At 69.5% G+C, this 23,948-nt stretch carries 21 protein-coding genes; 9 read left to right on the forward strand and 12 right to left on the reverse strand.

Going from position 1 to position 23,948, the window contains the following annotated elements; translation table 11 throughout:
* Window positions 1-280: 280 nt before the first annotated feature.
* Window positions 281-823, reverse strand: a complete 543-nt coding sequence (locus tag MFF56_RS06040) for a hypothetical protein (RefSeq protein WP_238229705.1) — start codon at window positions 821-823, stop codon at window positions 281-283.
* A gap of 79 nt (window positions 824-902) precedes the next feature.
* Here MFF56_RS06040 and MFF56_RS06045 point away from each other — a divergent pair, with 79 nt between their 5' ends.
* Window positions 903-2,939, forward strand: a complete 2,037-nt coding sequence (locus MFF56_RS06045) for a hypothetical protein (protein WP_238229706.1) — start codon at window positions 903-905, stop codon at window positions 2,937-2,939.
* 10 nt (window positions 2,940-2,949) lie between these two features.
* On the opposite strand, the gene MFF56_RS06050 is transcribed toward MFF56_RS06045, so the two are convergent.
* From MFF56_RS06050 to MFF56_RS06075, 6 genes are all read right to left on the reverse strand, one after another.
* Entirely contained in the window at window positions 2,950-3,423 is a 474-nt protein-coding gene (locus tag MFF56_RS06050; protein WP_238229707.1) for a hypothetical protein, read from the reverse strand.
* Window positions 3,424-3,538: 115 nt separating this feature from the next.
* Complete coding sequence (locus MFF56_RS06055; protein WP_238229708.1) at window positions 3,539-4,303, reverse strand: hypothetical protein; 765 nt, start codon at window positions 4,301-4,303, stop codon at window positions 3,539-3,541.
* A gap of 13 nt (window positions 4,304-4,316) precedes the next feature.
* The gene (locus MFF56_RS06060; protein WP_238229709.1) at window positions 4,317-6,251 is read right to left on the reverse strand and encodes a hypothetical protein; all 1,935 of its coding nucleotides are present in this window, start codon (window positions 6,249-6,251) and stop codon (window positions 4,317-4,319) included.
* Window positions 6,248-11,239: a strawberry notch C-terminal domain-containing protein gene (locus MFF56_RS06065; RefSeq protein ID WP_238229710.1), complete on the reverse strand. Its 4,992-nt coding sequence runs from the start codon at window positions 11,237-11,239 to the stop codon at window positions 6,248-6,250. The genes MFF56_RS06060 and MFF56_RS06065 overlap by 4 nt, the downstream gene beginning before the upstream one ends.
* Before the next feature lie 75 nt (window positions 11,240-11,314).
* Window positions 11,315-11,839, reverse strand: coding sequence for a hypothetical protein (locus tag MFF56_RS06070; RefSeq protein WP_238229711.1), 525 nt, complete (start codon window positions 11,837-11,839; stop codon window positions 11,315-11,317).
* Complete coding sequence (locus MFF56_RS06075; RefSeq protein ID WP_238229712.1) at window positions 11,836-12,618, reverse strand: hypothetical protein; 783 nt, start codon at window positions 12,616-12,618, stop codon at window positions 11,836-11,838. Before MFF56_RS06075 ends, MFF56_RS06070 begins: the two co-directional genes overlap by 4 nt.
* Window positions 12,619-12,938: 320 nt before the next feature.
* Here MFF56_RS06075 and MFF56_RS06080 point away from each other — a divergent pair, with 320 nt between their 5' ends.
* A complete protein-coding gene (locus MFF56_RS06080) occupies window positions 12,939-13,112 on the forward strand; it encodes a hypothetical protein (protein WP_238229713.1) in 174 nt (57 codons plus the stop codon).
* Between the two features lie 46 nt (window positions 13,113-13,158).
* Window positions 13,159-14,034, forward strand: coding sequence for a hypothetical protein (locus tag MFF56_RS06085; RefSeq protein ID WP_238229714.1), 876 nt, complete (start codon window positions 13,159-13,161; stop codon window positions 14,032-14,034).
* A gap of 1 nt (window position 14,035) precedes the next feature.
* On the opposite strand, the gene MFF56_RS06090 is transcribed toward MFF56_RS06085, so the two are convergent.
* Together MFF56_RS06090 and MFF56_RS06095 are read right to left on the reverse strand one after the other, a co-directional pair.
* Entirely contained in the window at window positions 14,036-14,422 is a 387-nt protein-coding gene (locus MFF56_RS06090; RefSeq protein WP_238229715.1) for a hypothetical protein, read from the reverse strand.
* Window positions 14,423-14,624: 202 nt separating this feature from the next.
* Window positions 14,625-14,969: a hypothetical protein gene (locus MFF56_RS06095; protein WP_238229716.1), complete on the reverse strand. Its 345-nt coding sequence runs from the start codon at window positions 14,967-14,969 to the stop codon at window positions 14,625-14,627.
* 171 nt (window positions 14,970-15,140) lie between these two features.
* Between MFF56_RS06095 and MFF56_RS06100 the strand changes: the two genes are divergently transcribed.
* The 4 genes from MFF56_RS06100 to MFF56_RS06115 all read left to right on the forward strand — a co-directional run bounded on the left by MFF56_RS06100 (window position 15,141) and on the right by MFF56_RS06115 (window position 18,485).
* Complete coding sequence (locus MFF56_RS06100; protein WP_238229717.1) at window positions 15,141-16,337, forward strand: hypothetical protein; 1,197 nt, start codon at window positions 15,141-15,143, stop codon at window positions 16,335-16,337.
* Window positions 16,322-16,639 (forward strand): hypothetical protein, encoded by a 318-nt coding sequence (locus MFF56_RS06105; RefSeq protein ID WP_238229718.1) that lies wholly within the window; start codon window positions 16,322-16,324, stop codon window positions 16,637-16,639. The genes MFF56_RS06100 and MFF56_RS06105 overlap by 16 nt, the downstream gene beginning before the upstream one ends.
* A gap of 71 nt (window positions 16,640-16,710) precedes the next feature.
* On the forward strand, window positions 16,711-17,154 hold the full coding sequence (locus tag MFF56_RS06110; RefSeq protein WP_238229719.1) for a DUF6998 domain-containing protein: 444 nt from the start codon (window positions 16,711-16,713) through the stop codon (window positions 17,152-17,154).
* Window positions 17,151-18,485, forward strand: a complete 1,335-nt coding sequence (locus MFF56_RS06115) for a hypothetical protein (RefSeq protein ID WP_238229720.1) — start codon at window positions 17,151-17,153, stop codon at window positions 18,483-18,485. The genes MFF56_RS06110 and MFF56_RS06115 overlap by 4 nt, the downstream gene beginning before the upstream one ends.
* Window positions 18,486-18,589: 104 nt before the next feature.
* Here MFF56_RS06115 and MFF56_RS06120 read toward each other — a convergent pair whose 3' ends face one another.
* Complete coding sequence (locus MFF56_RS06120) at window positions 18,590-19,027, reverse strand: hypothetical protein (RefSeq protein WP_238229721.1); 438 nt, start codon at window positions 19,025-19,027, stop codon at window positions 18,590-18,592.
* A gap of 485 nt (window positions 19,028-19,512) precedes the next feature.
* Here MFF56_RS06120 and MFF56_RS06125 point away from each other — a divergent pair, with 485 nt between their 5' ends.
* Both MFF56_RS06125 and MFF56_RS06130 read left to right on the forward strand, forming a co-directional pair.
* Complete coding sequence (locus MFF56_RS06125; RefSeq protein ID WP_238229722.1) at window positions 19,513-19,920, forward strand: hypothetical protein; 408 nt, start codon at window positions 19,513-19,515, stop codon at window positions 19,918-19,920.
* Between the two features lie 61 nt (window positions 19,921-19,981).
* Window positions 19,982-20,539 (forward strand): hypothetical protein, encoded by a 558-nt coding sequence (locus MFF56_RS06130; RefSeq protein ID WP_238229723.1) that lies wholly within the window; start codon window positions 19,982-19,984, stop codon window positions 20,537-20,539.
* 90 nt (window positions 20,540-20,629) lie between these two features.
* Here the strand turns inward: MFF56_RS06130 and MFF56_RS06135 are convergent, their stop codons facing one another.
* On the reverse strand, window positions 20,630-22,249 hold the full coding sequence (locus MFF56_RS06135) for a DUF8359 domain-containing protein (protein WP_238229724.1): 1,620 nt from the start codon (window positions 22,247-22,249) through the stop codon (window positions 20,630-20,632).
* Between the two features lies 1 nt (window position 22,250).
* On the reverse strand, window positions 22,251-23,723 hold the full coding sequence (locus MFF56_RS06140) for a DUF8359 domain-containing protein (RefSeq protein ID WP_238229725.1): 1,473 nt from the start codon (window positions 23,721-23,723) through the stop codon (window positions 22,251-22,253).
* Window positions 23,724-23,948 lie beyond the last annotated feature (225 nt).

Raw genomic sequence — 23,948 nt, forward strand, 5'->3', positions numbered from 1 at the left:
GGTTTCCGGTCGAAAGATCGCTGGGTCTTGCCCACGCTCTTCCTCAGCGGAGAGCCGCAGCCGTTTTCGCGGAGGCGTCGAAAAAAAGTTTCGGAGGGACCGATGCGGCCTCGGAGGGGAAAGGCTGCTTCCGATGAGACCGTCGCGCCGACGGCAGCTTGGTGCGCCGAGCGCGGCGGCTGCAGGAACGAAGCCAGCCGTCCGTGCCCGGCGTCCTCGGTGGGCCGCGTCGGGGGGGGGGGCGGAGCGGGCGACGAGGGGATCGCCCGTGCGACCGCGGCTATCCGTCCGGCTGCGTCTTGCGCACGAAGAAGCCTTCGGCGAACGGATCGCGGAGCGCCTCGACGAGACGGCGTCCCTCCGGCGTGGACTGGTCGACGAACTCGAACAGCTCCCCGTCGGCGTCCGGCGCGAACTGGAACACCAGCTTCTCGGCACCGGCCGCGGACATCACGATGAGATCGACGGGGTGGTCACGCCGGTCCTCGTCGAGCACCACGAGGAGGCTGACCTGTTCGGCGTCGTCTTCCGACAGGGTCAGCACGCCGCCGTCGAAATGCCGGCGCAGCAGATCCCCGCTGCTGGCCGCGGCCACCGCCGGGAGCTCGGCGACGGCGAGCCGGGACATCAGCTCCCTGTAGCTTCGCACGAGGTGGGAGTTGGCGAAGAGCTGACGCGTCTGATCGGCGGTCAGGGACCCGGAGCCGCCATGGACGAAGCGGACGATGTCCCCGACGCCCAGGAGGCCGCGGCGCGGCTCCGCCTGCCGGCCGAGCGCGATGCCTGCGTAGATGCGATCCGCGAGATCGAGATCCTCAGCCATAGCACGCCCTCGACGTTCCCTGGGGCACCCTGGCTGCTATATTAGGACATCTCGTCGCCAACGCCCAACGCGCCGGACAATGACGATCGAAGCGGTGTCCGCCCCTACCCAGCAGCTGATCGACGTCATCCAGACCACGATAGATCAGGATGGCGGCCGGTGGTTGGACTCCGACCTCGGGGCCAAGCTGAAATTCATGATCCTTACCCGGTCGAGGGATCTGGATACCCAGATCGACCGTGCGGTGAGGCTCGCGGCGGTCCTGAATGCCTGCGACCGGCAGGGATACATGAACTTCATGTACCTGAAGGTTCGTCGCATAAGCGTCGGAAACGTCCGCGCGCATATCGGCAAGTCTTTTCAGGCGGACCTTCTTGAAGGCGCATGTGAGATCCGCTTCAAAAAAACAAGAAGGAGGACCCGGGATTTCATAGATGGAGACTTCGTAATCACTCCTGAAGGAGTGGCCCCCACGGGGGCTTCGGGCTTTGAAACCATCGAGCTCCCTGAACTGATCGAATTCGCCGCCGACGGCCCGATGTCCTTCTTCGGCAAGCCGTACACGATCGGCTTCGGGCAGATCCCCCTTGCTCTGGCGGTCCTCGACTTTCTTCACAACTCGCTCGGCTTCGGAGGCGAGAGGGGCGTCGCGCCCCTGGTCGACGGCATCCGGAAGGGCGCCGCTGCCGGAGCGGCCGACGACGCGGCCCTCGCCCTCAGGGGGGCGATGAAGGCGTGGCTCGACGAGCGCATGGCCGGCACGTACCCGATCCGACAGTCCCTGGTTCTCAGGAGCTTCCTCCAGGATTTCTCGAAGGCCGGGGTCGAATTCCATCGGCTTGGAACGGCGGACGGCGCGTCGATCGAGCGGATCTCGATCGCGATCAGGGGCGAGCATGCAGGAACCTTCGACGTCGAGGATTGGCACCGGCGTCGTTGGCCGGAGGCATACCGGGGCTTCCTGGGAGGCGGCGTCGCAGGACGGTCCGCCGGTTCCATGCGCCAAGATGTCTACTCGGACCTCATCGACGACGATTCGATCCTCCTGTTCTGGGAATTCGCCATCCGCAGCGAGAGCATCGACGCCGGCCAGATCGGCATGCTGCGCTATCGTTCGGCAGCCTGCGCGCTCCTGGACTACAGGCGGGCCCTCCTTCTGTCCGCGGTCGAGAAGGCTGCCGCGACGGCCGCGAGCCTCACGAATGCCGAGGGGGGCGACATCGGGGTCAGGGACGCGAGGTCTTCCATCGCTGCGCCGGCGGAACGCTGGTCGGGACATGGGGACGATTCCACATACGACGGATACGACGACGAGGGGCGGGAGGACGGCGCCGAAACGAGCGGTAGGCAGGCCCCCGCAGGTCTGACGGCCGTGGACGGCGACGCGGGGGAATGGCAATCGCCGCTCGCCTACTTCACCACCGGGCCCGCGAAGCCGGTGAAGTGGCTCGCCGGCACCAACTTCGAGCTTCTCAAACTCGCGATGGGTGGAAGCGGCCAGCAGCACGCCCTGTTCGGAGGAGCCAAGCCCAGCCGGATGTTCGCCAGGACGCTCGCTCGACATGTCGGCATCGGCGCCATCCAGGAAAGGTTGATCCAGGGCGCGGAATGGGACCGGATCTGGGACGGAGAGGCCGACCCGTATCTCGACCTGAGCGCGAAGATCAAATGGCTGCGCAGAGTGACCCGGGATCTGGTCTATGCGACGGCGCATGCCCTGATCCTCCGCGAAGAGCATGCGCTGGCGATCATCGTTCTCCGCAAGATCGAGCCCGATCTGATCAAGCAGACTTTCGCCGGGCGTCCTCCCGCGATGGATGTCGGACGTCTCGCGCGGCATATCGCCGAGCAGCTGCAGGCCGGCGCGGGCGAGGCGGGCAGGCGCATGCTGGAGGGCTCCAAGGCGACCGCCCGCGCCGGCTTCAGAGCCGTGGATCGGGACGACGACGTCTTCACCGACGACCTCCGTGATGGATCCGAATACGTCTTCGAGTTGTTCCGGGAAGTCGACGAGCTCGCGGACTGGTTCGATGGATTCGCCACCGGCGCCTATGCGCGCGATGCCGACCGGTTCGCGACGACCCTGACCATGATGTACGGCCAGGATCGCCGCTAAGTCCGGCGATCTACCGGCAGGACGGGATCTCCACCACCAAGCTGCCGACCGCGTGCGTCCGCTGCGGCAGACCGGTGTCGCAGAGAGGCACGTGCTTGAAGATCCTGCTGTCGGCACCGGTATAGACGCTGTGGGACTGGGACGATCCGAACTGGTACTGCTTGATGTCCAGGTTTCTTCCGCGTGCCTCCAGCGTCGTGTCCGCGTGGTCCCCGACGGAGACCGCGTCGACCGTGATGCCCGACCCCTCCACCTCGACCTCCGCCGTTCCCCAGTCGCCGCGCTTGTCGAACGAGAGACGGTTGGAAATCCGGTTTCCATGGAGGCTCTGCCGCAGCCGCTCGAAACGCGCGGCCCTGGCGGCGGCGTCCCACGGGACCGAGACGCCCGCGGGATCCGGGAGGTCGGCTGCGAAGGAGGGGCTGCCGAGCAAGGACGTCGCGAGCACGACGGCTGCCAGGTTGACGAGACTGTTCTTCGGCATCGTTCTCTCCTGTGGGGCCGGGCGTGCTCTGCGCTCCGGCTGCACGTGATCCACAGCCGAGAGCAGGCGCGGGTTTTCCCGAGGACCCGCCGAAAAAGCGACCCGGTCCGACGGATCAGCCCCGTGGGCCGTGACCTGGGCGCGGCGGATCGGCTCTCCGGAGACGACCGTCCGGCGCGAGAGCCAGAATCCCGGCGAGAGCGCCGCGGACGATGGGCGACCAGGACGAGAAGTTGCGCCCGTAGCCGACCGCCTCGGCCAGAGTGACGCCGTCGGCCGGCAGATGGGCTTCCACGGCCTGTCCGAGCCGTCCGCGCTCGTCGTCGGGCATTCCCTCTCCGAGGCGTGCCAAAGTCTGAAAGAGACCGTCGTCGGGGGCCGATGCGGAAGCGCTGCGGGGGAGGCGGAGATTGCCGACGAGACCTGCGGCATCGACGATGCGTCCCGCCGCGAGGAGCTTTCCGGCCTTCGTCGGCACGTACAGCGTCGGACGCCACGTCCGCGGGTCCTGACGCGTCGTCCTCGCAGGCTCCCAGGCTGGAGCGAGCAGACCGCAACGGACCAACCGTCCGAGAAGCGATCCCGAGACGATCCGAGGCGTCCCCACCCTCAGGGAGAGCTGCGCCGCGGGTACGCCGGGGTCCGTCGAGAGGACCGGCAGGCCAGCCTCGCACCGCGCGAGAACGCGCGCGGCGGCCGAGTCGGCCGCGATCTCCGCCAGGAGGCGCCGATTGCCCGCGACGTCGGCGAGACGCTCCTCCGCCGTCGCGAGCGCGCTCTCCGTCGCCATCACGCGGGCGAGCTCGTCCGCGGACAACTCGACCAGCGGGACGCGGAAGGAGCCCGGACCCGCCGTCTCGGCGCCCGATGCGGCGTCCATCCCCGGCCGCCCGTCATCGGGCCGCGTGGAGCGCGACGAGGCGACGTCCGGTCAGCGAGGACGAGAGGTCCTGGATGTCGGCCCGGGCCAGGAAGTCGGGCAGCGTCAGCTGCTGCATGGACTTCACCAGGAACGGCTTCCAGGCCGAGAAGGCACGCTCCAGGCGGTCCTCCTCGCGCCAGTCGTAGAGGGCCCCGCGGGCGACGTCGTCGGACCAGCGCTTGCGTTCCCGGGTCGTGACCTCGCGGATCATCTCGTGGTTGATCGGGATCGCGCCGGTGCGCAGGCCGTCCAGGTACCACGCCCATGCCGCCTGGGCCTCGCGGCAGGGCACGGAGTTCCTGGCGCTGCTGTGCTCGTTCACCGTCACGTCGGTCGTGCCCTGGGGAACGCCTTTGATGCTCGGCGTGGACAGACGCTCGAACGTCCCGTCCCGCTGGTTCACCCGCCGGATCGAGAGGACGTGCATCTTCCCCTGTCGGCAGTACGATTCCTTCGTGGCGACGCAGTGGTTGAGGCCGTGCGAACCGTCCGCGTTCAGGGTGGAGACTGAATCATACTGGTGCACGCCCCAGCCGCGCCCTTCGTCGGCGAGCGCCCTGGGGTCGGTCAGCGGCACGACGTGGAGCCCGTTCGGAGCCACCATGCCGCTGGCGATCGGCGCCCAGCCGTCCTCCGCCACCTTCCGGCTGATCTCCTCGATCAGGACGGCGTCGCCGCCGCGGATCACGGCGAGCATCTCCATGGCGCGACCGTGCCACGCCCGGGTCGCCAGGAAGGCTCCCGGGGCCGACTTCGAGCCGATCAGGATCTGGGCGGCGACCTCGCGGGCCTGCCGGCGCTGGATCTCGCCGACGATCGGCATCTGGTCGGAGACCGTGGCCGCGGCCGGCAGCACCAGCGTGCGGGCCATGGCATCGACCATGTGCACGAGATCGGCGCAGGCCGCGCGCAACGCGTCCGCGCTCTCGTCGGGCGGAGGCGGATTCCCGTGCCAGCGGGCCAGCTCCTCGCCATCCAGGCCCTGCGGAGGGCGCCGGTCCATCGCGGCCTTCGCGGCACGCTTGCGGAACTCCGTCCACTTGCCCTGGGAATCGGCTGCGAGCACGTCGAAGGTCAGGCCGACCGACGGCAGCAGACGGCCGACCGTCGAGGCCACGGCAGAGAACGCCTCGAAATCACCCTTGGTGCGCGGCACGTTCTGCGGGGAGATGGTGCCCAGCGCCTCCGCGAGATGCTCGGGCGCCATGTCGTCGGCAGGCCAGTCCACCCCCTGCAGGCGCTTCAGCGCCGCCTTGGGCAGGGCGGGGCGGCCGTCCTCGCGTCGGCCCAGCGCCATCTCCAGCGCGTCCGCTAGCGAGCTGCCGGCGTCGATGCGCATCTTCACGGTCGGCAGCCGCGCCATCGTGCCGGCGAGAAGCGGGTAGGTGTCCGCCGCCTGCCGCCGGTGATCGGCCTTCGGACCGTCGCCCGCGAAGAACAGGTACGAGGAGACGTCGATCCGTTCGGCGGCCCGCAGGGCGCGCAGAGCCCTGGCGTCGATCCGACCGCGCACCTCTTCGAAGCCCGCAGCGTCGAGCAGGTACCCGGCCGCGACGGGATCCTCCCGCGCGGCGTCGGGCCCCACGAGCGCCGCCAGCGCGCCGTCGAGCGGAACGTCGCGGCCCGGGACGAGCCCGAATCCGGCCAGCAGCGGAACGAGATTGGCGTCCTCGCGCGGCTCGGCGTTCACGAGGGTCAGGAGTTCGGCAGCGATGCCTTCGGCGCCGCCCTCGACGGCCGAAGCGGACAGCGCGACCGGACCGGCGCCGAAGGGGACGCCCTCGGCGTCCGCCCCGATCAGCCAGCCTACCGCGTCGGACGGTTGCCCGGCGGACGGCCGCGCCAGGACCACGAAGGCCGGATCGTCGCCGATCCGGACGGGGGCGTAGGCTGCGTCCGGGTTCATCGGGTCCCTCCGGCCGCGGTCAGGCGCGGCCCCTTCTCGTCGTTGGTGTTCGCGGTGGACTTCTTCGTCAGGTACTCGGTCGACCATCCCCGCAGGGCCGGGGAGGTCCAGAAGTGCGCCCCGGCCTCGTGCAGGATCGTCAGGAAGAGGCCGATCTCCTCGCTCTTGGCGACGAGCCGCGGCTGCCGACCGGGTTCGACGACGGCCTTGGCCAGCAGCTGCTTGGCCAGGGGGTTCTCGTAGATGTAGCCGTGCCGGCGGGAGCCCTTGAGAGGCAGCGTCACGTCGAAGCCGCCGTCGTCGCGCGGCGAGATCGTGATGCCCGAGGGCGACAGGTCCGGGGTCGAGCGCAACTCCGCGCCCTTCTCCTTGACGCAGGCGATCGACATCGCGGGCCCGTCGAGCTCCACCGGCACGTCCATCATCCGGTTGCGGCGGTTGACCTGCACGCCGGCCTCCACCTTGCCCTCGTTCGTCCTGTAGACGACGAGCTGCCCGATCCGGGTGTCGACGACGTGGCGCATGGCGCGGAAGAGGTTGCCGCCCAGGATCTTCACAGTGTCGAGCTTCACGGCGTGCGCGTCGTCGAAGCGGCGCAGGATCCGGTCGTATTCCTTGTTGTCCTCCAGGCCGGGGCCGATCTTGAAGACCGGGTCCGTGACGAGCGCGCGGAGCTTGATGCGCCGCGGCTCCACGTCGCCGGGGCTGACGAACTCCACGGAGTACTGGGCGGCGACATGCTCGAAGCCGCGCGGCGGGTGGTGGATCGCCGTGACGATTCCCCTGACGACGTCGCCCTCCTCGAAGCCGCCGAAGGCGATCTCGCGGCCCGGTGCGAGCTCCTTGAGAGCCTCCGCTAGCTTCTCGATCCGGACCTTCTGCTCGCGCATGCGCTTGTCGCCGCGCTGCAGGGCATCCTCCACGCTGACGTCCTTGTCCGAGAGGTACGCCTCCAGGATCTCGTTGCGGTTTCGCTCGAGGAGTTCCGCCACCGCGCGTCCCCGGTTCGCCGAGGCCGAGGTCAGGCCCATCTCCATGGCCTGCATCAGCTGGTCGGACCGCATCGGATCGAGCTCGCGCTCGACGATGGCGTCGTAGACGTAGAGGGGCTCCAGGAAGGCGCTGTCGGCGTGCTCGACGGCCGCGCCTTCGAAGACCGAGCGCGAGGTCTTCTGGATGATGCCGGCCATCTCGCGTCGCTTGAGCGGCGTCTCGCCCTTGGCCTCCAGCTCCTCCAGGGTCGCTTGGTACTCGGCGACGAGTTCGTTGACGATCTGCTCCTGCATCGCCACCGGCAGGACCACGAGACGGGCCATGAACTCGTTGGCGGAGCGCCGGGTGACGAGGGCGTCGAGGCCGGCCTGCTCCTTCTGGGTCTCCCTGTTGGCGTCCTCGGAATCCTCGTGGTCGAACACCTGATAGCCGAGACGGCGCATGAGGTCGGGCCGGGCCTCCGCGTAGCGGGTGCAGACGATGTCGCCGACCTCGTTGAGGAGGTCCGGGATGTCCCGGATCAGCAGGGACGAATCTCGGTTCGAGGTGACGTTCGCCGACAGCTTGCGCAGGCGCGCGTTGCGGATGGCCGCCTGACGCACCTCGATGGGCAGGCCCGAGTTGAGGGTCTCGATGCGCGGTCCGACGACCTGGTCGTAGCGGGCGGCGCGGCCGTAGGTCTGGACCTGCTTGAGCACGTCGGCGGCCGGCTCGAGCTCGATCATGACGCGCTTGCGCTGATCCTTGAAGCGCTTCGAGGCGTGCATGTCGATGCCGGTCGAGCCCGACTTGTTGATCACCGCCGCGTCGATGTCGCCGGCGTTGAAGGCGTTCTTGACGACGACCTTGTCGACGTTCGGGCGCCGGACGATCCGGCCGTCCACGATCTCGACGGTGCGGCCCGTGATCTCGTCGACGGTGTAGCCCGCGTCGCGGATCTTCGTCTTCACGACGTCGATGGCCGAGATCGGCAGTTCGGGAATGCCGTCGATCATCGTGCGGAGCTTCGCCACAGCCGCCTCGATGCGCGCGTCCTCCCGCGAGAGGTCGCGCTCGAACTTGCTGCCGTCCGCCCGGACGGAGGAGATCGAGCACAGGCGCGAGACCGTGCGGTGGACGAGCGTCGAGAAGTCGGGGAAGCGCGACCCCTCCAGGGCGTCCTCGTCCTCCGCGAGTTCGGTCAGGAGCTTCTCGATGGTGCTGTCGCAGACGATGATCGGCTTCTCGCCCTCGGCCAGCGCCGTCAGCGCCCGATCGACCGCGAGATCCGTGTTGATCGCCGTCACGAAGAGCTTCGAGAGCGTCTGGAGCGGCGATCCGAAACCCGTCCTGCGGAAGTTCGCCGGTTTGCGGCGCGCGCCATCCTCCGGCTCCGCGTCCGCCGGGGCGACGGCGCGGTTGTTGATCTCCCGGATCTTGCGCTCCACCAGATGCTGGAGCTGCGCCATGTCGCCCAGGATCGGGGCCAGGATGTCCATGAACATCCGGTTGCGCTCGGCCAGAGCGGGATCGTGGATGGTGGTGAACTCCATCGACGAGAGGTCGTGCTCGCGCCGGACCATGACGCCGTCGGCGACGAGCATGGTCGAGAAGATCTCCTGGATGGTCTCCCCGCCCCGCATCAGCATCTCGGCGAGCTTGTCGGCCGACATGCCGTCGGGCAGCAGGCGGTGGAAGAACGACATCGACCGCGCGTTGCGGCCGAACGTGGCGGAGGCATAGACGACGTTGCCGGCGCGGCGGACCATCTCGCCGACGTTGTTCCCGGTGTTGCTGTTGCCGCCGCCGTTCGTGCCGCTCGTGGAAGCGTTGTGGCACTCGTCCAGGATGACGACCGTGTCCTTGTCGACCACCGAGATCATGAAGGCCGCCCGGTCGGCCGGCGCGTGCTCCGGCGTCGGCGGGGCGATGCTGCGCGCGGTCTTGCCGTCGGGGGAGCGCCACAGCGGAAGCTTGTTCAGCTGGGAGTAGCTGCCCATCATCATGTTCGCGCCTTCGGGCCAGCGGCCGGACGCGATCAGGGCCTTCATCGACTCGGCGTTCGCTCCCTTGAGGATGACGTCGCCTGTGGTCTCGTCGATGATGTTGGCGCCGTCGTTCAGCACCAGAGGCTTCACGAGGTCGGTCGAGCGGGTGTGCGCGAGATCGCGGTAGACGTCCGAGAAGTTCATGGCCTTCTCGGTCAGATAGATCACCTTCTTGTCGCGCAGGACTTCGCGCCGCGCGATGGCGGCCTGGGTCCGCCCCTTTCCCACGCCGGCTTGGTCCGCGATCAGCATGCCGCGGCCGCGGTCGTCCGCGTGGACGTAGAGGCCGAGGGCGTCGACCTGCTCGACCGAGAGGACTTCCCCGAGTTCCTCCTTCGTGTAGCCGAACTCGGTGGCGACCATCTGGTCGAGGTCGCCGTAGCGCTTCACCACGCGGCCGAGGGCCTCCCGGGTCGCGCCCTCCAGGGCGCGCGGGACCATCGTGCTGGCCACGCCCGCGCGGCTGGCGGGCTGGTAGGGAGCCTGGAACTCGTTGCGCGCGAGATTGCCGTCCATGCGGCCGCCCAGGGCGAGACCCGCCTCCGGCGCGTCGGCGCGCATGCGGCTCGCCGCGATCTCGGACACCCAGGTCCAGAGGCCGCCGTACTCGCCGATCTCGCGGATCCGCAGCGCGTCCTCCGGCGCCACGTCCAGAGCGGCGGGACGCTTGGAGCCGATCGCGAGGAGACGCACCGGCTCGGCGCCGGGTCGGCCGGCGGCGAGGGCCCCGTCGATGTCCGACGCCCCCTCGAAGAGATATTCGCGGCCGAGCTTCTTCTGGAACTCGACCAGGGCCTCGTCCGCTCCCGGGCCGTCGGCGCGGATCGCGATCACGGAGCGGCCGTCCGGGGATCGCGCCGCCAGGACCGCCTCGATCGCCGCGAGGCGCTCGGGCAGAGGCCTATCCGCCGCGAAGGCCGGCGCCAGGATGGTGACGTCGTGAGGCTTCGGTTCCCGGTCGGTCTGGACGATCTCGGCGCGGCCGGCCGAGGCCATGGCGGATGCCCGGGCCGCGGCGGCGGCTCCCGCGGCCGCTCCGCCCGCGAGGGTGCGCGCACCTGCGATCGGGGTGGCGATCCATTCGCCTCCGCCGACCTCGGGCACGAGGACCGTGCGTCCCGAGAGCTCGGCCGAGGTGCCGGCGAGCCGCTGGGCCGCGACTGCGAGGGGCAGCGAGGTGGCGTCCCTCTCGTCGACCGCGAACAGGGCGGGCAGCGTCTCCTGCAGGCCGCAGGCGCTGTTGTAGATGTCGCGGAGCGAGACCTTGGTCTTCGAACCGAGCCAGCGGCCGGCGGCGCCCGCGAGCGCCGTGCGCGCGTCGGCGATCTGGGCGCTCGCCGGGCTCTCGGTCTCGAAGGCGATCCGGGCGAATTCGATAAGTTCGTCCTGCCGCATGATGCGGCCGGTCTCGACCTCCCGCATCAGGCCTTCGGCAGCGACGGCGAGCGACTCCTGATCCGATGCGCGCAGGAACAGGCCGGGCTGTGGCGGGTGGATGTCCGCCTCGTGGACGATGTTGCCGCCCGCGCCCTTGAGGAAGCGCCGCCCGTCCGGCAGGGCCAGAACCAACTGCCTGGATCGGTTCTGGCCGAGGGGGCGCGCGCGCGACATCTCGCCCGCGTCGACGGGCTGGGGCGCTGCGGCATCGGTACGGCGGGCCGCGCTTGCGGGAAGGCGCAGGTCGTCCGTGATCTCCGAGACGGTCCGGGTGACCGGCTCGCAGTCGGCGAAGACGCTCTTGTAGCTGTAGACGGACGGCTGCTCGTCGGCGCCGTGGCGCCGGTACCAGTTGCCCTTCCCGTCGTTCTTGAAGCCGAGGCGTTTGAACAGCTTCTCGTCGAGCGGCTTCGCGCCGCGCAACACGAGGACGGACTCGCCAGCGGACGTGATCACGCGCCGGAGGTCGAGCCCGTACTTGGACAGGTCGGGCCACTTCCAGACCGTGGTCGGTTCGATTTCTCTGGCCATCTGCCTGTCCGTGAAGGTGCGTCCGGGAAGTCTGTCGGCGACGCTTGCAAGGGGCAACCCGGAAGGAACGAAGCTTCAGGCGAGAAGGCCGGCGGCGAAGGCGCCCAGCAGGGCAGCCGCCATCGCGACGTCCCGCAGCATCCAGGGGATCCGGCGCCGTGGCGGGCCTTCGGAGGCCGGAACCAGGATCAGGCCGCCCTCCGGGCCGGCCACGAGCCGCAGGAGCGAACCCTCGGTCATGCCAGAGGCTCGCGCCGCCCTCTCGTCGATCGGCAGACCCGGCGGAGCGGAGGTCGGCACGGATGCCGGATCATCGAGCCGGGCGAGCGTCGAGCGGGCCGCGGAGACGGCTGCCGCGACGATGGCGGCCTCCCGGGCGAACGCGAGCCCGACGGTCCGCGAGCCGTCCCTCGACGGGTGCACCGCAGGCGGCAACGGACCGCGCAATCCGACCGCGAGGTCGATCTCGCAGAGGGCTTCGACCGACAGGATCTCGTCGTGCTCCCCGACCTTGGCGACGAGGAGGCGCTCCTCCGGCCAGCCGGGGACGAGTTGGGACGCCTCGCCGAATTCGAGGACCAGCAGGAAACCGGTCGTCACGATGCGCCTCCCGCGACGGCGGCGCGGAATGCCTGGGCAGCGTCCTCTCCGACGGCGCGGGGCGTCAGGGAGACGGCGACCGCACGGCCGGGATCGAAAGGCCCTTCGATCTCCAGCAGCGACACGGGCGGCCGGCCCCAGGTGCCGAGGCGCGCGAGACCGGCGCCGGTGCCTGCTCGGGAGGCGAACGAACCCGTCCAGGCCCACGGCCCCGCCGGACCTGGACTGGCCATGCCGCCGGGCAGGTCGAGTAGGGCGCGCGAGGCTTGCGCGGCGAGCAGGGCGGCTGCGGATCTGAGCCAGTAGGCTCCCTTGACCCTCGCGAACTCGATCCTGGTCAGGACGCCGTGCGGCGGGATCGCGTACGTCGACAAACCGCCCGGCCGGGCGCCGTCCGTCTGTTCCAGCAGTCCTTCCCCGGCCAACGCGCCGTCGAAGGCCCGCACCGCCTCCCGCGCCAACTCCGCCAACCGGGCATCGCCGGGACAGGCAATCCGTGCGCGCCAGGATGCGGCGTCGGGCTGGTTCACGAAGGAGATCCGGGCATGCGGCAGGGTCCACCAGCGGGGCAGATCCAGCCGCGTCCGCACGAGTTCGCCGAGACTGCGCTGCGACACGTTCACGTGCACGTGCAGGTGCGGGCGCTCTCCCGCGGGAGCGATCACGACGTCGCGGGCGGCGGCAGCGTCCGCGGCGGCGAGATGCTCCGACCGGGCGAGGACCTCGACGGCGGCCAGCAGGACGTCGCCCGACAGTGCGTCCGGCAGCCGGAAGTCCATCTCGTCCGAGGCCTGCGCGAGAGGCACTTCGGGGAGGCCGGGGTCCGCCGCGAGGAGGCGCAGGGCGTCCGCGCCCCCCAGGACGTCCCGGACCGCTCCGCCGCCGGCGGTCGAACCGAAGCAAAGTCGATGGAGAGCGTCCGGGGGAACGGCGGATACGACGGCGGCGGCGTCCCCGATCCTGAACCTCGTCGCACGCCCCTGCCTGCGTCCCATGCTTGATCGATCCTTCGCCCATTCCTTCGTGACCCGCTTGGGACGGGATGACAAGGCCCGAAGGAGCGGTTGCAAACTACGGCTGGAACCTTCACCGTGCCGGCATGAATCCGTCCCGCTGGAAGGCGCTCGTCGTCACCACGCTTCTGGGCTCGCTCGGCTCGTGGGCGGGCGGCCATGCCTACGACGTCTTCTACGTGCATGGCCGCACGGTGCTCGCGGTCGTCGTGCTCCTCTCGATGCTGGCCGCCGGCATCGCGCTCGTCCGCCGGGCGTAGTCGCCTCTTTCACGGTTCCGGGGCACATTGGGCTCCGGAGATCGCGATGGACGCCCTGCCAGACACCCGAGCCGCTTGGTTCCTCGAAGACGGCACCCCCTACGCGGGGGGCGTGTTCGAGGACGACAAGGGCAAGCCGTTCGGCGAGGCCCTCGTCACCTGCTGGAAGTGCGGCGGATCCGGCCGCTGGCGGGGGCGGCGGAAGTGCTTCCCCTGCGAGGGCGGCGGCGAGATCGACGAGCAGGTGCGGCTCTATACGGGCCCTCAGCTCGAGAAGCGCGAGCAGGCGCGGCTCAAGCGGCGCGCCAAGGCGGATGAAGCCGCAGCCCTCAAAAAGAGGGAGATCGCCGCCCGATACCTCGTGTTCCGGGACGAGAACGCGCATCTTCTGGAGCGCGCTGAGGCCTGCAAGGACGACAAGTTCGTCGGCGAGATGCTCGCGAAGGCCGAGATCTGGGGCAGCCTGACCTGCGCGCAGCTCGACGCGCTGGGGGAGTGTCTCGACCGCAAGGATCGCATCGCGCGGATCTATGCGGATTCGAAGCCCGTGGCCCAACCCGGGGAACGCGTCGAGATCGAGGTGACGTGCACGGGATCCGCCAAGTGGATCCAGAAGAAGTTCAAAGGCCGGGGGCGGGAGGAGATGTGCCTCACGGACCTGCTCGATGCCGAGGGTAACGCTCTCTACGCCATCACGCCCAACTTCAGCATGGCCGAAGGGGAACGGGCGGTGATCAAGGGTACGGTGAAGGGTTACGACGAGCGCCCAGGCTGGCCTCGGACGCAGCTGATCCGGGTCGCCGTCGTCGAGGTGCTCCCCGCCTTGTCTCCCGAGGACATGCGCGTTCCCGCCCCCTCGACGGACGGCATCCCCTTCCGGGTCGACGCGGACATCCTGGCCGACTTGGCTCCGGCCGCCTGAATCAGAAGGGCTTCGGAGCGGACGGAGAGTCCGTCTCGTCAATCCCGTCGCGCGGCCCCTGGGCGAGGTCCTCGAGCTTCCCGATCTGGGGAGCTATCAAGCCGTCCGCGAAGGCAGCGTGATCGAGCACCTGTCCGTTCTTGAGGTTGGCGTAGGCATGCCTCAGTTCCGCGGATATCCGTCGGATCGCGTCGGCCGCAGGGCCGTCGAGGGGGCCTTGGACGAGATCTTCGAGTTGCTTGATCTGCGGAGCTATCAGGCCGTCCGCGAAGGTCGCGTGGTGCCGCACATGCCCGTTCTTGAGGTTGGCGTAGGCATGCCTCAGCTCCGCCGACGTACGCCGGATCACGTCGGCTGCAGGGCCTTCCGGGACTCGGCGAACAGGCATCGACATCTCCTATCACGTTGCTGCGGTCCGGGCTCGCAGTCGCCTTGCTGCCTGCGGCCGAAGACGCTCCTGAGACGAGCGCGGGCATCGCGACCGCCCAGGCCCTGCGGTACCAAGTCCTGCACCTCGGGGCGAGCCCGCCGAAGACCTGGGGCGTAGCTACCGAACGCGCCTGGAGGCGACGCGCGCCGCCGGCATGGCGTCACGCGGAACCGACGACCCCTGCGACGTAGTCGAGGACGTGACGCTCGATCTCCTCGTCGAGCGCGGGGGCGCTGGCTCCGCCGGCCTCCACCATCCGACGGCGGGCGATCTCGATATAGAGCGGTTCGACGCCGAGACCGACGAGGTCGGCGACCAGGACGTTCGCCGGCATGTGGGCGACGAGGGCCGCGAACGGGCCTGCGGAGACCTGATGAAGCGAATGGCGTAGCGCATGCGCCAGCGTCTCGGCGGTCGTCGCCAGCCCGAGCGACCGCAGGGCATCAGCGACGGCGCCACCGAGACCGGGGACGGCCTCCGAAGCGACGATCTTTTCCACCAACATCAGCGCGCTCCGCGGAGACGTAGACCCGTTCCTTCCCGGAAGCATAGAACCATGCCGCCCAGCCTCCAATAGCCAAGATTCGCCATCCCTTCGGAGAAAGCGCCGATCCTTGTCGCGGCCTTGCCTGCAGGGGCGTGTTGGGCCACCCTCCGCAAAGGAATGGAGTCGGGCGTGGCGAAAGAGCGGATCGGGTGGATCTTCGCGGCCGGCCACGTCGCCGATCTCGCGCGTGCGGTGGCCGCGGTCCGGCACGAAGTGTCGTGCGCCGGCGCCCGCCTTCTTGCGGAGGGGGCGGCCGACGCCGCCGCGCGCCTGCTCGATCTGCACCACGCCGGCATCGTGGAGCGCGACCCCGAAGCCAGCCCGCTGGCCGACGCCGTACAGGATCTGCGAGGGCGGCGTGCCAGCGAGCGGGCGCGCCGCAGCTACGACGCCTCCCTCGACGTCGTCCTCAAGTTCTCGGCGGTCGGCGACAGGATCCTGATCGTGCCCGCCTGCGTTCCCGTCCCCCTTCTGCGAACGCTCGACGGACGCGAGGATCTCGTCGCGGCCTCCTGGTCGCTCGGCCCGCCGGCGCGCGGCATCTCCGAGCGCGAGTGGCGTGCCAGGGGCGATATCTGGGTCGCCTACGATGCCCTGCCTCGTCTCGGACGCGACCTCGTCCTCGACCTGTTCGGCGACAGGCTGCCGAACCCCACGGTGAAGTCGGTCGTGCGTCGGTTGCCGAGCCTCGCCGAGCGCGCCGAGCGGACGGCTTTGGCGAAGCTCTGCTCGCAGCGCTTCAACCGGCCGGAACCGCCGGGCGCGCAGGGAGCCGTTCTGGCGGAATGGCTGCGGAGCGGGGAGGGACGTGCGGCCTTCCTGGAGGCCAAGCGGGATCTCGCGGCCTTGCTGCAGGATCGGCCCGGCGAGGCCTCGCTCGCGAAGTACGGAGAGCGCAGGCGCGCCCGGGCGCCGCGCCAGACCGGTCCCGTGCCGATCGACCACGCCGACATCATGCAGACCCACGACGGCCGCACCTTCATGGCGGTGATGGACGCCGGCCTCGCGCCCAACGCCCGCGTGTTCGTGCAGATCGGGGACAATTTCGTCACCGTGGTCCAGAACAGCCTCGTGAAGGGGCAGATCGACCGCATCCCCAAGTTCGCGATGGATATCCTCCGGGGCTTCACGGACATCATCCTGGTCGAGCTCGTCTGGGAGGGCGACCGCCGCGTGCCGAAGGCGCAGCACAGGGCGATCGTCAGCGATATCGGCGAGCGGGGAATGTTCGACGCGAGCGTCTCGCGATGGTCGAAAAGCCAGCGTTCGACGCGTACCGCGCGAACCAGGGCGAAAGGCGGAGCCGAGCAATGGGTGACAAGCTGAACGACGGCGCGGGCCTCGTCATGGACGAGAACCTCCTGGGTCTCGCAAACCCGATGTCGTCGATCGCGATCGGCCGCGACGACCTCGTAGGCGAGGACAGGCCCGGAACCGGGCTGACGCGGAGCGTGCGCGACTTCATCGACGAAGGCGGTCGCGCGAAGCTGAAGGCCGTCCGGGACGCCGAGCCGGCCACCGGCCCGTCGCCGGCCTCGCTGGGCCCGTCCGAAGACGTGCGACCGCATCGGCGTCCCACCGACGAAGACGTATCCGAGAACGACCTCCGGGCGGAGCGGCAGGGCTGACCGGACACCGATCGTCAACCACGCGCGAAGGTGCCGCGTGCGGGAGGGGTCCCGCGCGCGTACGATGCGACATGAACCGACGCATCCCGCTGCCGCCGGCCGTCGCCCGCATCTACGAGGCGGTGGCCGAACTCTCGGCCCGTTATCCCGGTCGCAGCTTTACGCCGGACGGCCATCTCGTCGGATCGATCGGCGAGGTGGTCGCCGCCGAAGCCCTCGGCCTCACCCTGTACCGACAGTCCTCGCCCGGTCACGACGCGGTGGATTCCGGCGGCCGGGAGGTCCAGATAAAAATGACCGGCGGCGATGCGGTCGCGCTCTATGCCACCTGCGCGCGTCTGGTCGTTTTGAAGGTCGTCTCGCCGGCGGAAGCCGAGATCGTCTTCGACGGAGACGGGGCGAGTGCCTGGGAGCAGGCAGGGAAGATGGGCAAGAACGGGCAGCGGCAGATCTCCCTTTGCAAACTGCGCAGGATCGCAGCCGCTGGCGCTCCGCGGGAAGCGGAGGCGGCATGAGGAGTCCGGTCCACGGGGCGGGCCGCTCCCGCGGCGAGCGACGCCAGCACGAGAAGGAGGCCAAGGCCGCCTGGAGCCGGGTGCTCGACCGCCGGGCCGCCGTGGCGGCCTCGGGGGCCGGCTTCCACGTAGACGAGGAGATCCGAGAGTTCCTTGGTCTCTACAACTCGCGCCTCGACGAGAACGCGGACGATCCGCGCATGCCCTTCAGCTTCGGCGTTCTCCAAGCCTTCATGGTACCCTGGAGCGACGGCCGCTTCAGATCCTACGAGATCGCGCCCGAGAAGGACCACGCCTACTCCGTCGGCGATTTCGTCGACTTCATCCGGAGCGACCGCTGCCCGGACGCCGGGCGGGCGCGGCTCGAAGCGCTGCCCGAGGGGATCGTCCACAGCTACACGGCGCTCGACGACATCCGGGAGCACGCCTTCGTCGACGCCGCCGGCGAGACCTTCGCGGTCAGCGGCATCTCGTTCGTCAGGTTCGGGCCCAGGCTCCACTGGATGATGGTCGGGGGCACCGTCTGCGATCTGCAGGAACAGACCGCGAAGATCCAGGCGTTCTACCGCGACATCGAGGAGAAGGGCCAGATCGAGACGCGCGGCTCCCGGTCACTCGACGTCGGCAAGCTCCACGCCGCCCCGCTTCCCGATGTCGACGGTGTCTGGAAGACGGTCGCTTTCGGCCTGTTCGACCTCGATCGCATGGTCCACGAGAGCCGGACCTTCGCGCGTGACGAGGGGCCGTCGCGCTCCATGGTTTCCGACGATCCGGCGAGCATCGGGATCGACGACGTGACGAAGGCCACGCCGGACCAGATCGAGGGCATGAAGGCCTTCGCCGCCCGCGTCGACGAGCACCGGATCGTATTCGACGTGGCCGAGTCGCTTTTTCAGTTGCCGTCCTATTTCGCCTACCGCGTCCGCTTGGTGACCCAGACCGAGCGCCGGACCAGAGCGGGCCGGAGCGCCGGCGCGGACGCCGCGCGCGTGCTCCGGGCGCCGAGGGACCTCAGGCCCGGGATCCGGCGCATCGAGACCCTCGAGATCGTCAACCTGACTCCGGGAGGCGGGACGCGCAGCTACACGCCCCCCCGTTTCCAGGTGGATCTCGAAGGGTTCTGGCGGACGCTTCGGCCGGGGTCGGTCGGCCGCGACCGCAACGGACGCCCGGAGCCGGGCCGCACCTGGGTGCGCGGACACGTCCGCTGGCGCGACAGGCCGGCCAGGACCGGCGTGATCACCGTCAAGGCGCCGATCTCGCTCGCCCTCGAGCGGGCGGAGCGACTCAAGGCCAAGGGCGACGTGGTTTCGATCGACGCGGACGTCTGAGATGTCCGCGCCTTCAGGAAGGAGGTGGACCGCCGGGCCTCCTCCTTGCGCGCTCCGGGCCGTGGCCGGCCTGCCTCTCGCACGGACGTCCCGCTGCCACCGGCTCAGAACGGGCTGAACCTGGGAGCCATCCGACCGTACGGACCGGGCTGGACGATGGGAGCCACCCGACCGTACGGACCAGGCTGGACGATGGGAGCGTAGGCGGGTGCGTAGGCCGGAGCATAGGCGGGTGCGTAGGCCGGAGCATAGGTCGGGGCGAGCCCGCCGTAGCCGTAGCCGTACCCGACGGGCCGGGGACCGGGGTTGTAGTAGCGGCGGTCATCCTGACGATCGGCCTCGTAGCTACGACGGCGCTGCGCCGCCAACTCCGTGGCGAGATCGATCAGAGCGGCGGTGCCGTCGCGCTGGATCACGTAGCAGTTCATCTCGACGTTGTTGCCTTCGCCCCGGACGGCTGCCCGCATGTCGCACTCGGAGGCGGAAGCGCCGGTGACCAGGAGCAGCAGGGAGGCTGCGGCGAGGAGCGGGCGAGCGAACATCGGTACGGTTCCTTCGTAGGAGGCCACTCGTCGGTGGGCCTGCCTACCCACAGCGGAGAGCCGCCGGCGGTTTTTCGAAGCCGTCGATTTTTTCCGCCCGATGACGGTCCGGATGACCGCTTTATTCGCTCGAGCGCCCCATCCGCCCGGCCTCGGGTTCCGAATCCGGAAGCGAAGGCCCCGGTGCAGCGGTTGCAGACGTCGGATCAGGTCGAGCAGGCACGCTTCCTCTCCTGCCTGAAGAGATCGCCGAGGCCGACGCTTCGACTGCGCACTTCCTCATAGGGATATGCCAAGTCGCCCGAGGCGGTAGGGCGCCGAACTCCCGAACGGAATCGGGGGACGTATCCGGCACCGCAGCCCGATCGCGTGGAATTCGGGAAAAAATCGCGGCCCGGCGAAAAATCGGCAGCGGCTCTCCGCTGTGTCGGGGGGCGGGGACGATCCCCGACAACCCACACGAGGAGAGCACGATGAACAAGTCCATGATCGCCGCCGCCCTGGTCGCCACTCTGTACGCCGCCCCGTCCCAGGCCGGTTCGCGGTACGCCTGCGCACCGATCAACGTCGCCGACGTGGCGGGCATCGAACACGAGGTCGAGGTCGAAGCGAGCGATTGCGCCGAGGTCAGCCTCTTCATCCGTGGCTATGCGCAGCGGAACCGCATCGTCGCGGACCGCCTCTCGCGCGTCGTCGTCTCCCAGTTCGGTCGTGGCGGCGATGTCCAGGTGTTCTCCGTGGGCTCCGCTCAGACCGGAGTCGTCCATCGCGGAGGCGGCTCCACCGATATCGACAACACCGACGGCGCGGTTTCCGTCGAGAACGACGGCGGGGACGTCTCGCTCAAGAACGTGGGCAACAACACGATCCGCTTCAACATCTCGCGGCGCTGAAATCTTCAGGGGACTACAGCATCGCAGCTCTGACCACTCCATCATGCCAAGGAATACGAAGATGAACTCCGCTCTCAGGGCTTCGATCGCCCTTCTGTTCGGCCTGAACTTCGCTTCGAACGTCCTCGCGCGGGATCTCGAGTTCCGTTCGGAGGATGCCAGCGGCAACTCGATCACGTTCAACCGCTCGGTGACAGGGCCCCTTCCCGCTGACACCGAACTGCCGCAGCTCGGCGTGTTCCAGCGCCTGTCCAAGGTTCTGGCGGACTTTTCGCCGTGGTCCGCCTCCTCGCTCGCCAGGACGCCGATCCCCGGGAAGGAGCCCGCGCCCGCGAAGGAGAGCCCTTCGCTGTCCTGCTCGGTCGCGGTTGAAGGGAGGGATGAGGATCGCCTCAAGACGATCAGCATCAAGCTGACGGCGAACGTCCTCCTGGACGCGGACGCCTCGCTCCGGGCGGTGCTGCGGGGAAGAGGCGAAACCAAGCTCACGACCGTTCAGCCGGTCCTGCTGAAGGCCGGCGAGACGATGCCCTTCAAGGTCGGGCGTACCAACATCGCGCCCGAAGCGAAGCTCACGGCCAGCGTCAAGCTGCACGGGGCCGAGTATCCCTGCGACTGATCCGGGGCCGCGCGTGCAGCAGCTCTACGACGCTCCGATCGGCGGCCCGCGCCGTCGGCCGCGGGCCGCCCAGGCCCCCGCCGCCCGCGATCAGGCCAAGGCGGGCGCTTCCAGACCCAGGTCGAGATCGGCTTCGATCGAGGCTTCGGACCGGATGCGTTCCAGGAACGGTCCGCTCGCCTCCCCCACCGTGCCATGGAAGCCGGGTTTCGCGAAAACGTCGCGTACCTCAAGCAGGGCCGGAGGACCGGCGACGTGGACGACGCCCTGCACCTCGTCGCCTCTGCGGACGCAGACGAGGTGCCCTTCGCCGCGCGCGACCTCGAGAGCGAGATCGGAGATCTCGGGCACGCCGAGAGCGGCCGCGGCCCGGCGCGCGTCCGTCAACGTGCAGATCTCGTAGACGGCGAAGCCGTCACGGAAATCGGCCGCGCCGTCGAGGGCATGGTCGAACCAGTCCCGGCCGGGCACGCGCATCTCGAAGGCATCGAGCACCTCGCCGGCCGCCGCCTTGATCTCGGCGAACTTGCCGCTCTCCTCGTCGATGGCGTGGTATCCGTAGACGTTGACGGCGTTGCCGCCGGGAACGCGCATCGGGAGCGTGAGGGCGGCGCCGTCCAGCAGGCATTCGGAAGCCTCCTTGAGGGCGCGCACGAGGCGGGGCGTGACGATCCCGCGGGAGGCCTCGCGGGCGTCCATCAGGCGCACGAGCGCGAGGCCGGTCGGCTTGGCCATGTGGCGCAGGTAGTTCCTGATCTCGCCGGTGAGGGCCCAGGCGCCGCCGCTGACCTTCTTCGCGAAGTCGTCGTACGCCAGCAGATCGGGACGCTCCACGTCGGCCACGGTCAGGTCGAGGACCGTCGTGTCGATAGAAAACTTCTCCTCGACCCGCCTCCGGCGCCGATGGCGCCAGGATCCCGTCTCGCGGACGACCGTGCGTTTGCCGCCTTCGCCGGAGAGCTTGTCGGCACTCTCGCGGACCTCGGCCACCACGTCGTCCTTCCTGTGCAGAGGGACGGCACCGAAGGAGGAGGTACGGCCGACGTCGCGAATGAATTTGAAGCCCGTCGAGGTCGTGTCGCTGGAGGGGACGACCACGATCTCGTAGGTGGCACGATCTTCCTTGCCGTGCCGGCTGTACTGGACGGCCGCGATCACGGGCTCGGCGGTCCGCATGACCACCATGTCGCCCACCACGCGGAGGTCGAGGCGGGCGCGGTCGGAGGCGAGGGCCTTGTACTCGTGGATCTCGCTCGCGACGATCGCCTTGATCTGTCCGCCGGCGCGGAGCGCGTCTGGATCCTCGTGTTTCCCTTCCTGGTGGAACAGGAAGACGTCGCCGCGGCTCACCGCGAAGGGATCCAGGTCCTCCCGGCCTCTGCGGTCCAGACGTTCCTGGATGTCGGCGGCGGCGCCGATCTCGACCCAGAAATCGTTTTCGAAGAACACGACCGTGCGCGGCCGGCCGTCGATGGCCGAGAACACGGCCTTGAGATCGTCCCTGCGCTCGTCCGGCCCTTGGCGGAGCACTCCGGCCTCGTCCAGCCGCGCCTCGCGCCCGGGCATGCCGAACCGGCCCACGACCGGCGCGGCTCCGGAATGGACGGGGATCTCCACGGTCAGGGGCGTCCGGCCCCAGCCGTGGTCGTCCTTGCGCGCGCCCTTGCGGCGGCAGGTGAAGCGGTAGGGGATCGTGAGGTCGACGCGCATGTCAGCGGCCTCCGCCTGGTGCCATCGCGTGGGCGGACGCGAACGCTCGGCCGGTGAGCCTCTCGGCGACGGCGGACACGGCGCCGGCGTCGATCGCGGGGTGGGCGGCGAGCACGCGAAGGCCCGTCTCGTCCTCCACCAGCAGGGCGTGCGGCGAGGCGCTCTGGAGGCTGACGCCGTACGGGCCGGTGGCGGCGACGTGCAGCCGCGCGCGGCCCTCCAGGCATTCCCTGACCTCGTGCGATAGATCGATACCGTGCATCCGTTCGAGGACGCGCGCCTCGGAGAGGGTCAGGATCTGGTGGATCGCTCCGGCCTCGTCCCAGACGACGGGTGGGCCCGTCAGATGCTGTTCCCACGATGCATGGGGCTTGCGCATCTCCCAGCGCGTCATCGCGCGCCCCGCGAGCGCCACGACCTCGTCGACGACCGCGGCCGCACCCTCGACGAGCTTCGCGGAGCGCCCCTTGTTCCAGGAGTTGTCGCCGTACTGGGCCGCTTGAAGGGTCCATTCGGCGATCTGCCCGTCGGAGGGGCGCGGCATGGCCCGCAGATCCTCCAGGACCTGCAGCAGCATCGGGGTGATCTCGCCAGCGCATTCGATCAGGGCGTCGCGCAGATCGAAAGCCCGCTCGAGGACCTCCACGGGGAGCTCGTCGGGCTTCTCCATCATCTTGGAGAAGGCGTGCTTGGCGATGTCGATCACGGCGTCGCGGTGGCTCGCGGCCTCCCAGATGCCGGGTTTCAGAAGCTCGATCTCCAGCGTGCCGTCCGCAGCCTCCTTCTCGGTACTCAGCGACCTCTGGAAGGCCAGGGCCTGCTTCGCTTCGTCGAGGTCGAAGCGGTGGTCGCCCTCGTTCTCCCGCCCCTCGGCGGGGCCGTAGGATCGGGACGAGCCGATCGTGAGGCCGCGAGACGCGTATCGCGAGAGTTCGATCACCGGCATCGGCGTTCGGACGAAGACGGCGCCGTCGAAAACGGCCATGGATGCCGCCCGCTTGCGGAAGGCTTCCGCCGTCGCGGCGCCCCCGTCGTCCTGCCAGCGGTCGTGGGGAACGTGAGCCAGGACCTTGGCCGCGCGCTGCTCGTTGCTCAGCCCGGCCACGTCGCCGTGCTCGGTGCTGTGCGTGCCGCGGGAGGCGAGATGCGCAAGGTATCCGCGATCGATCGCGCCGGAGGCGAGCTGGCGCCTGAGGTCGTCGAGGGGCATGTCCTCCCGCCAGAAGGAGCCGTCGGCGTACAGGACCCTGACGGGCGGGGCGCCGCGGGCGCGCACGTAGCGGTCGCTCGAATAGGCGAACTGCCGGCGCGACGTCACGTTGGCCACGTGCTCGGTCGTTGCGGGATCGAGTTCGTCGATCTCGACGACCGTCGAACCCTGCATGGGCATCCGGCGCTGGTTCTGGGCGCGCGGGGGCAGATAGCCCACGTGGTAGGTGAACTCGACGGGGAGCCGCACCTTCGGGCGGTCCACGGATGGGCTCGGCAGGTTCGTCATGGCGACAGGCTGGCGCAGACGTACGCAAAAGTCGAAGGAATCGAAGTGCCCCCTGGAGCACCGATCCTTCGGCCAGGCGGCGGCCTCGGTGGGTGCGACCGATCCGGAGAAGGAGCGTTTGCGAAGGGGGCGTGGATCAAGCCCTCCACGTGCGTGCCGAAGCGCGGAACTCGAGCCCAAGACGGAAGAGCACGTCGGCCG

Source organism: Methylobacterium hispanicum (genome assembly GCF_022179285.1).
Lineage (GTDB): Bacteria > Pseudomonadota > Alphaproteobacteria > Rhizobiales > Beijerinckiaceae > Methylobacterium > Methylobacterium hispanicum.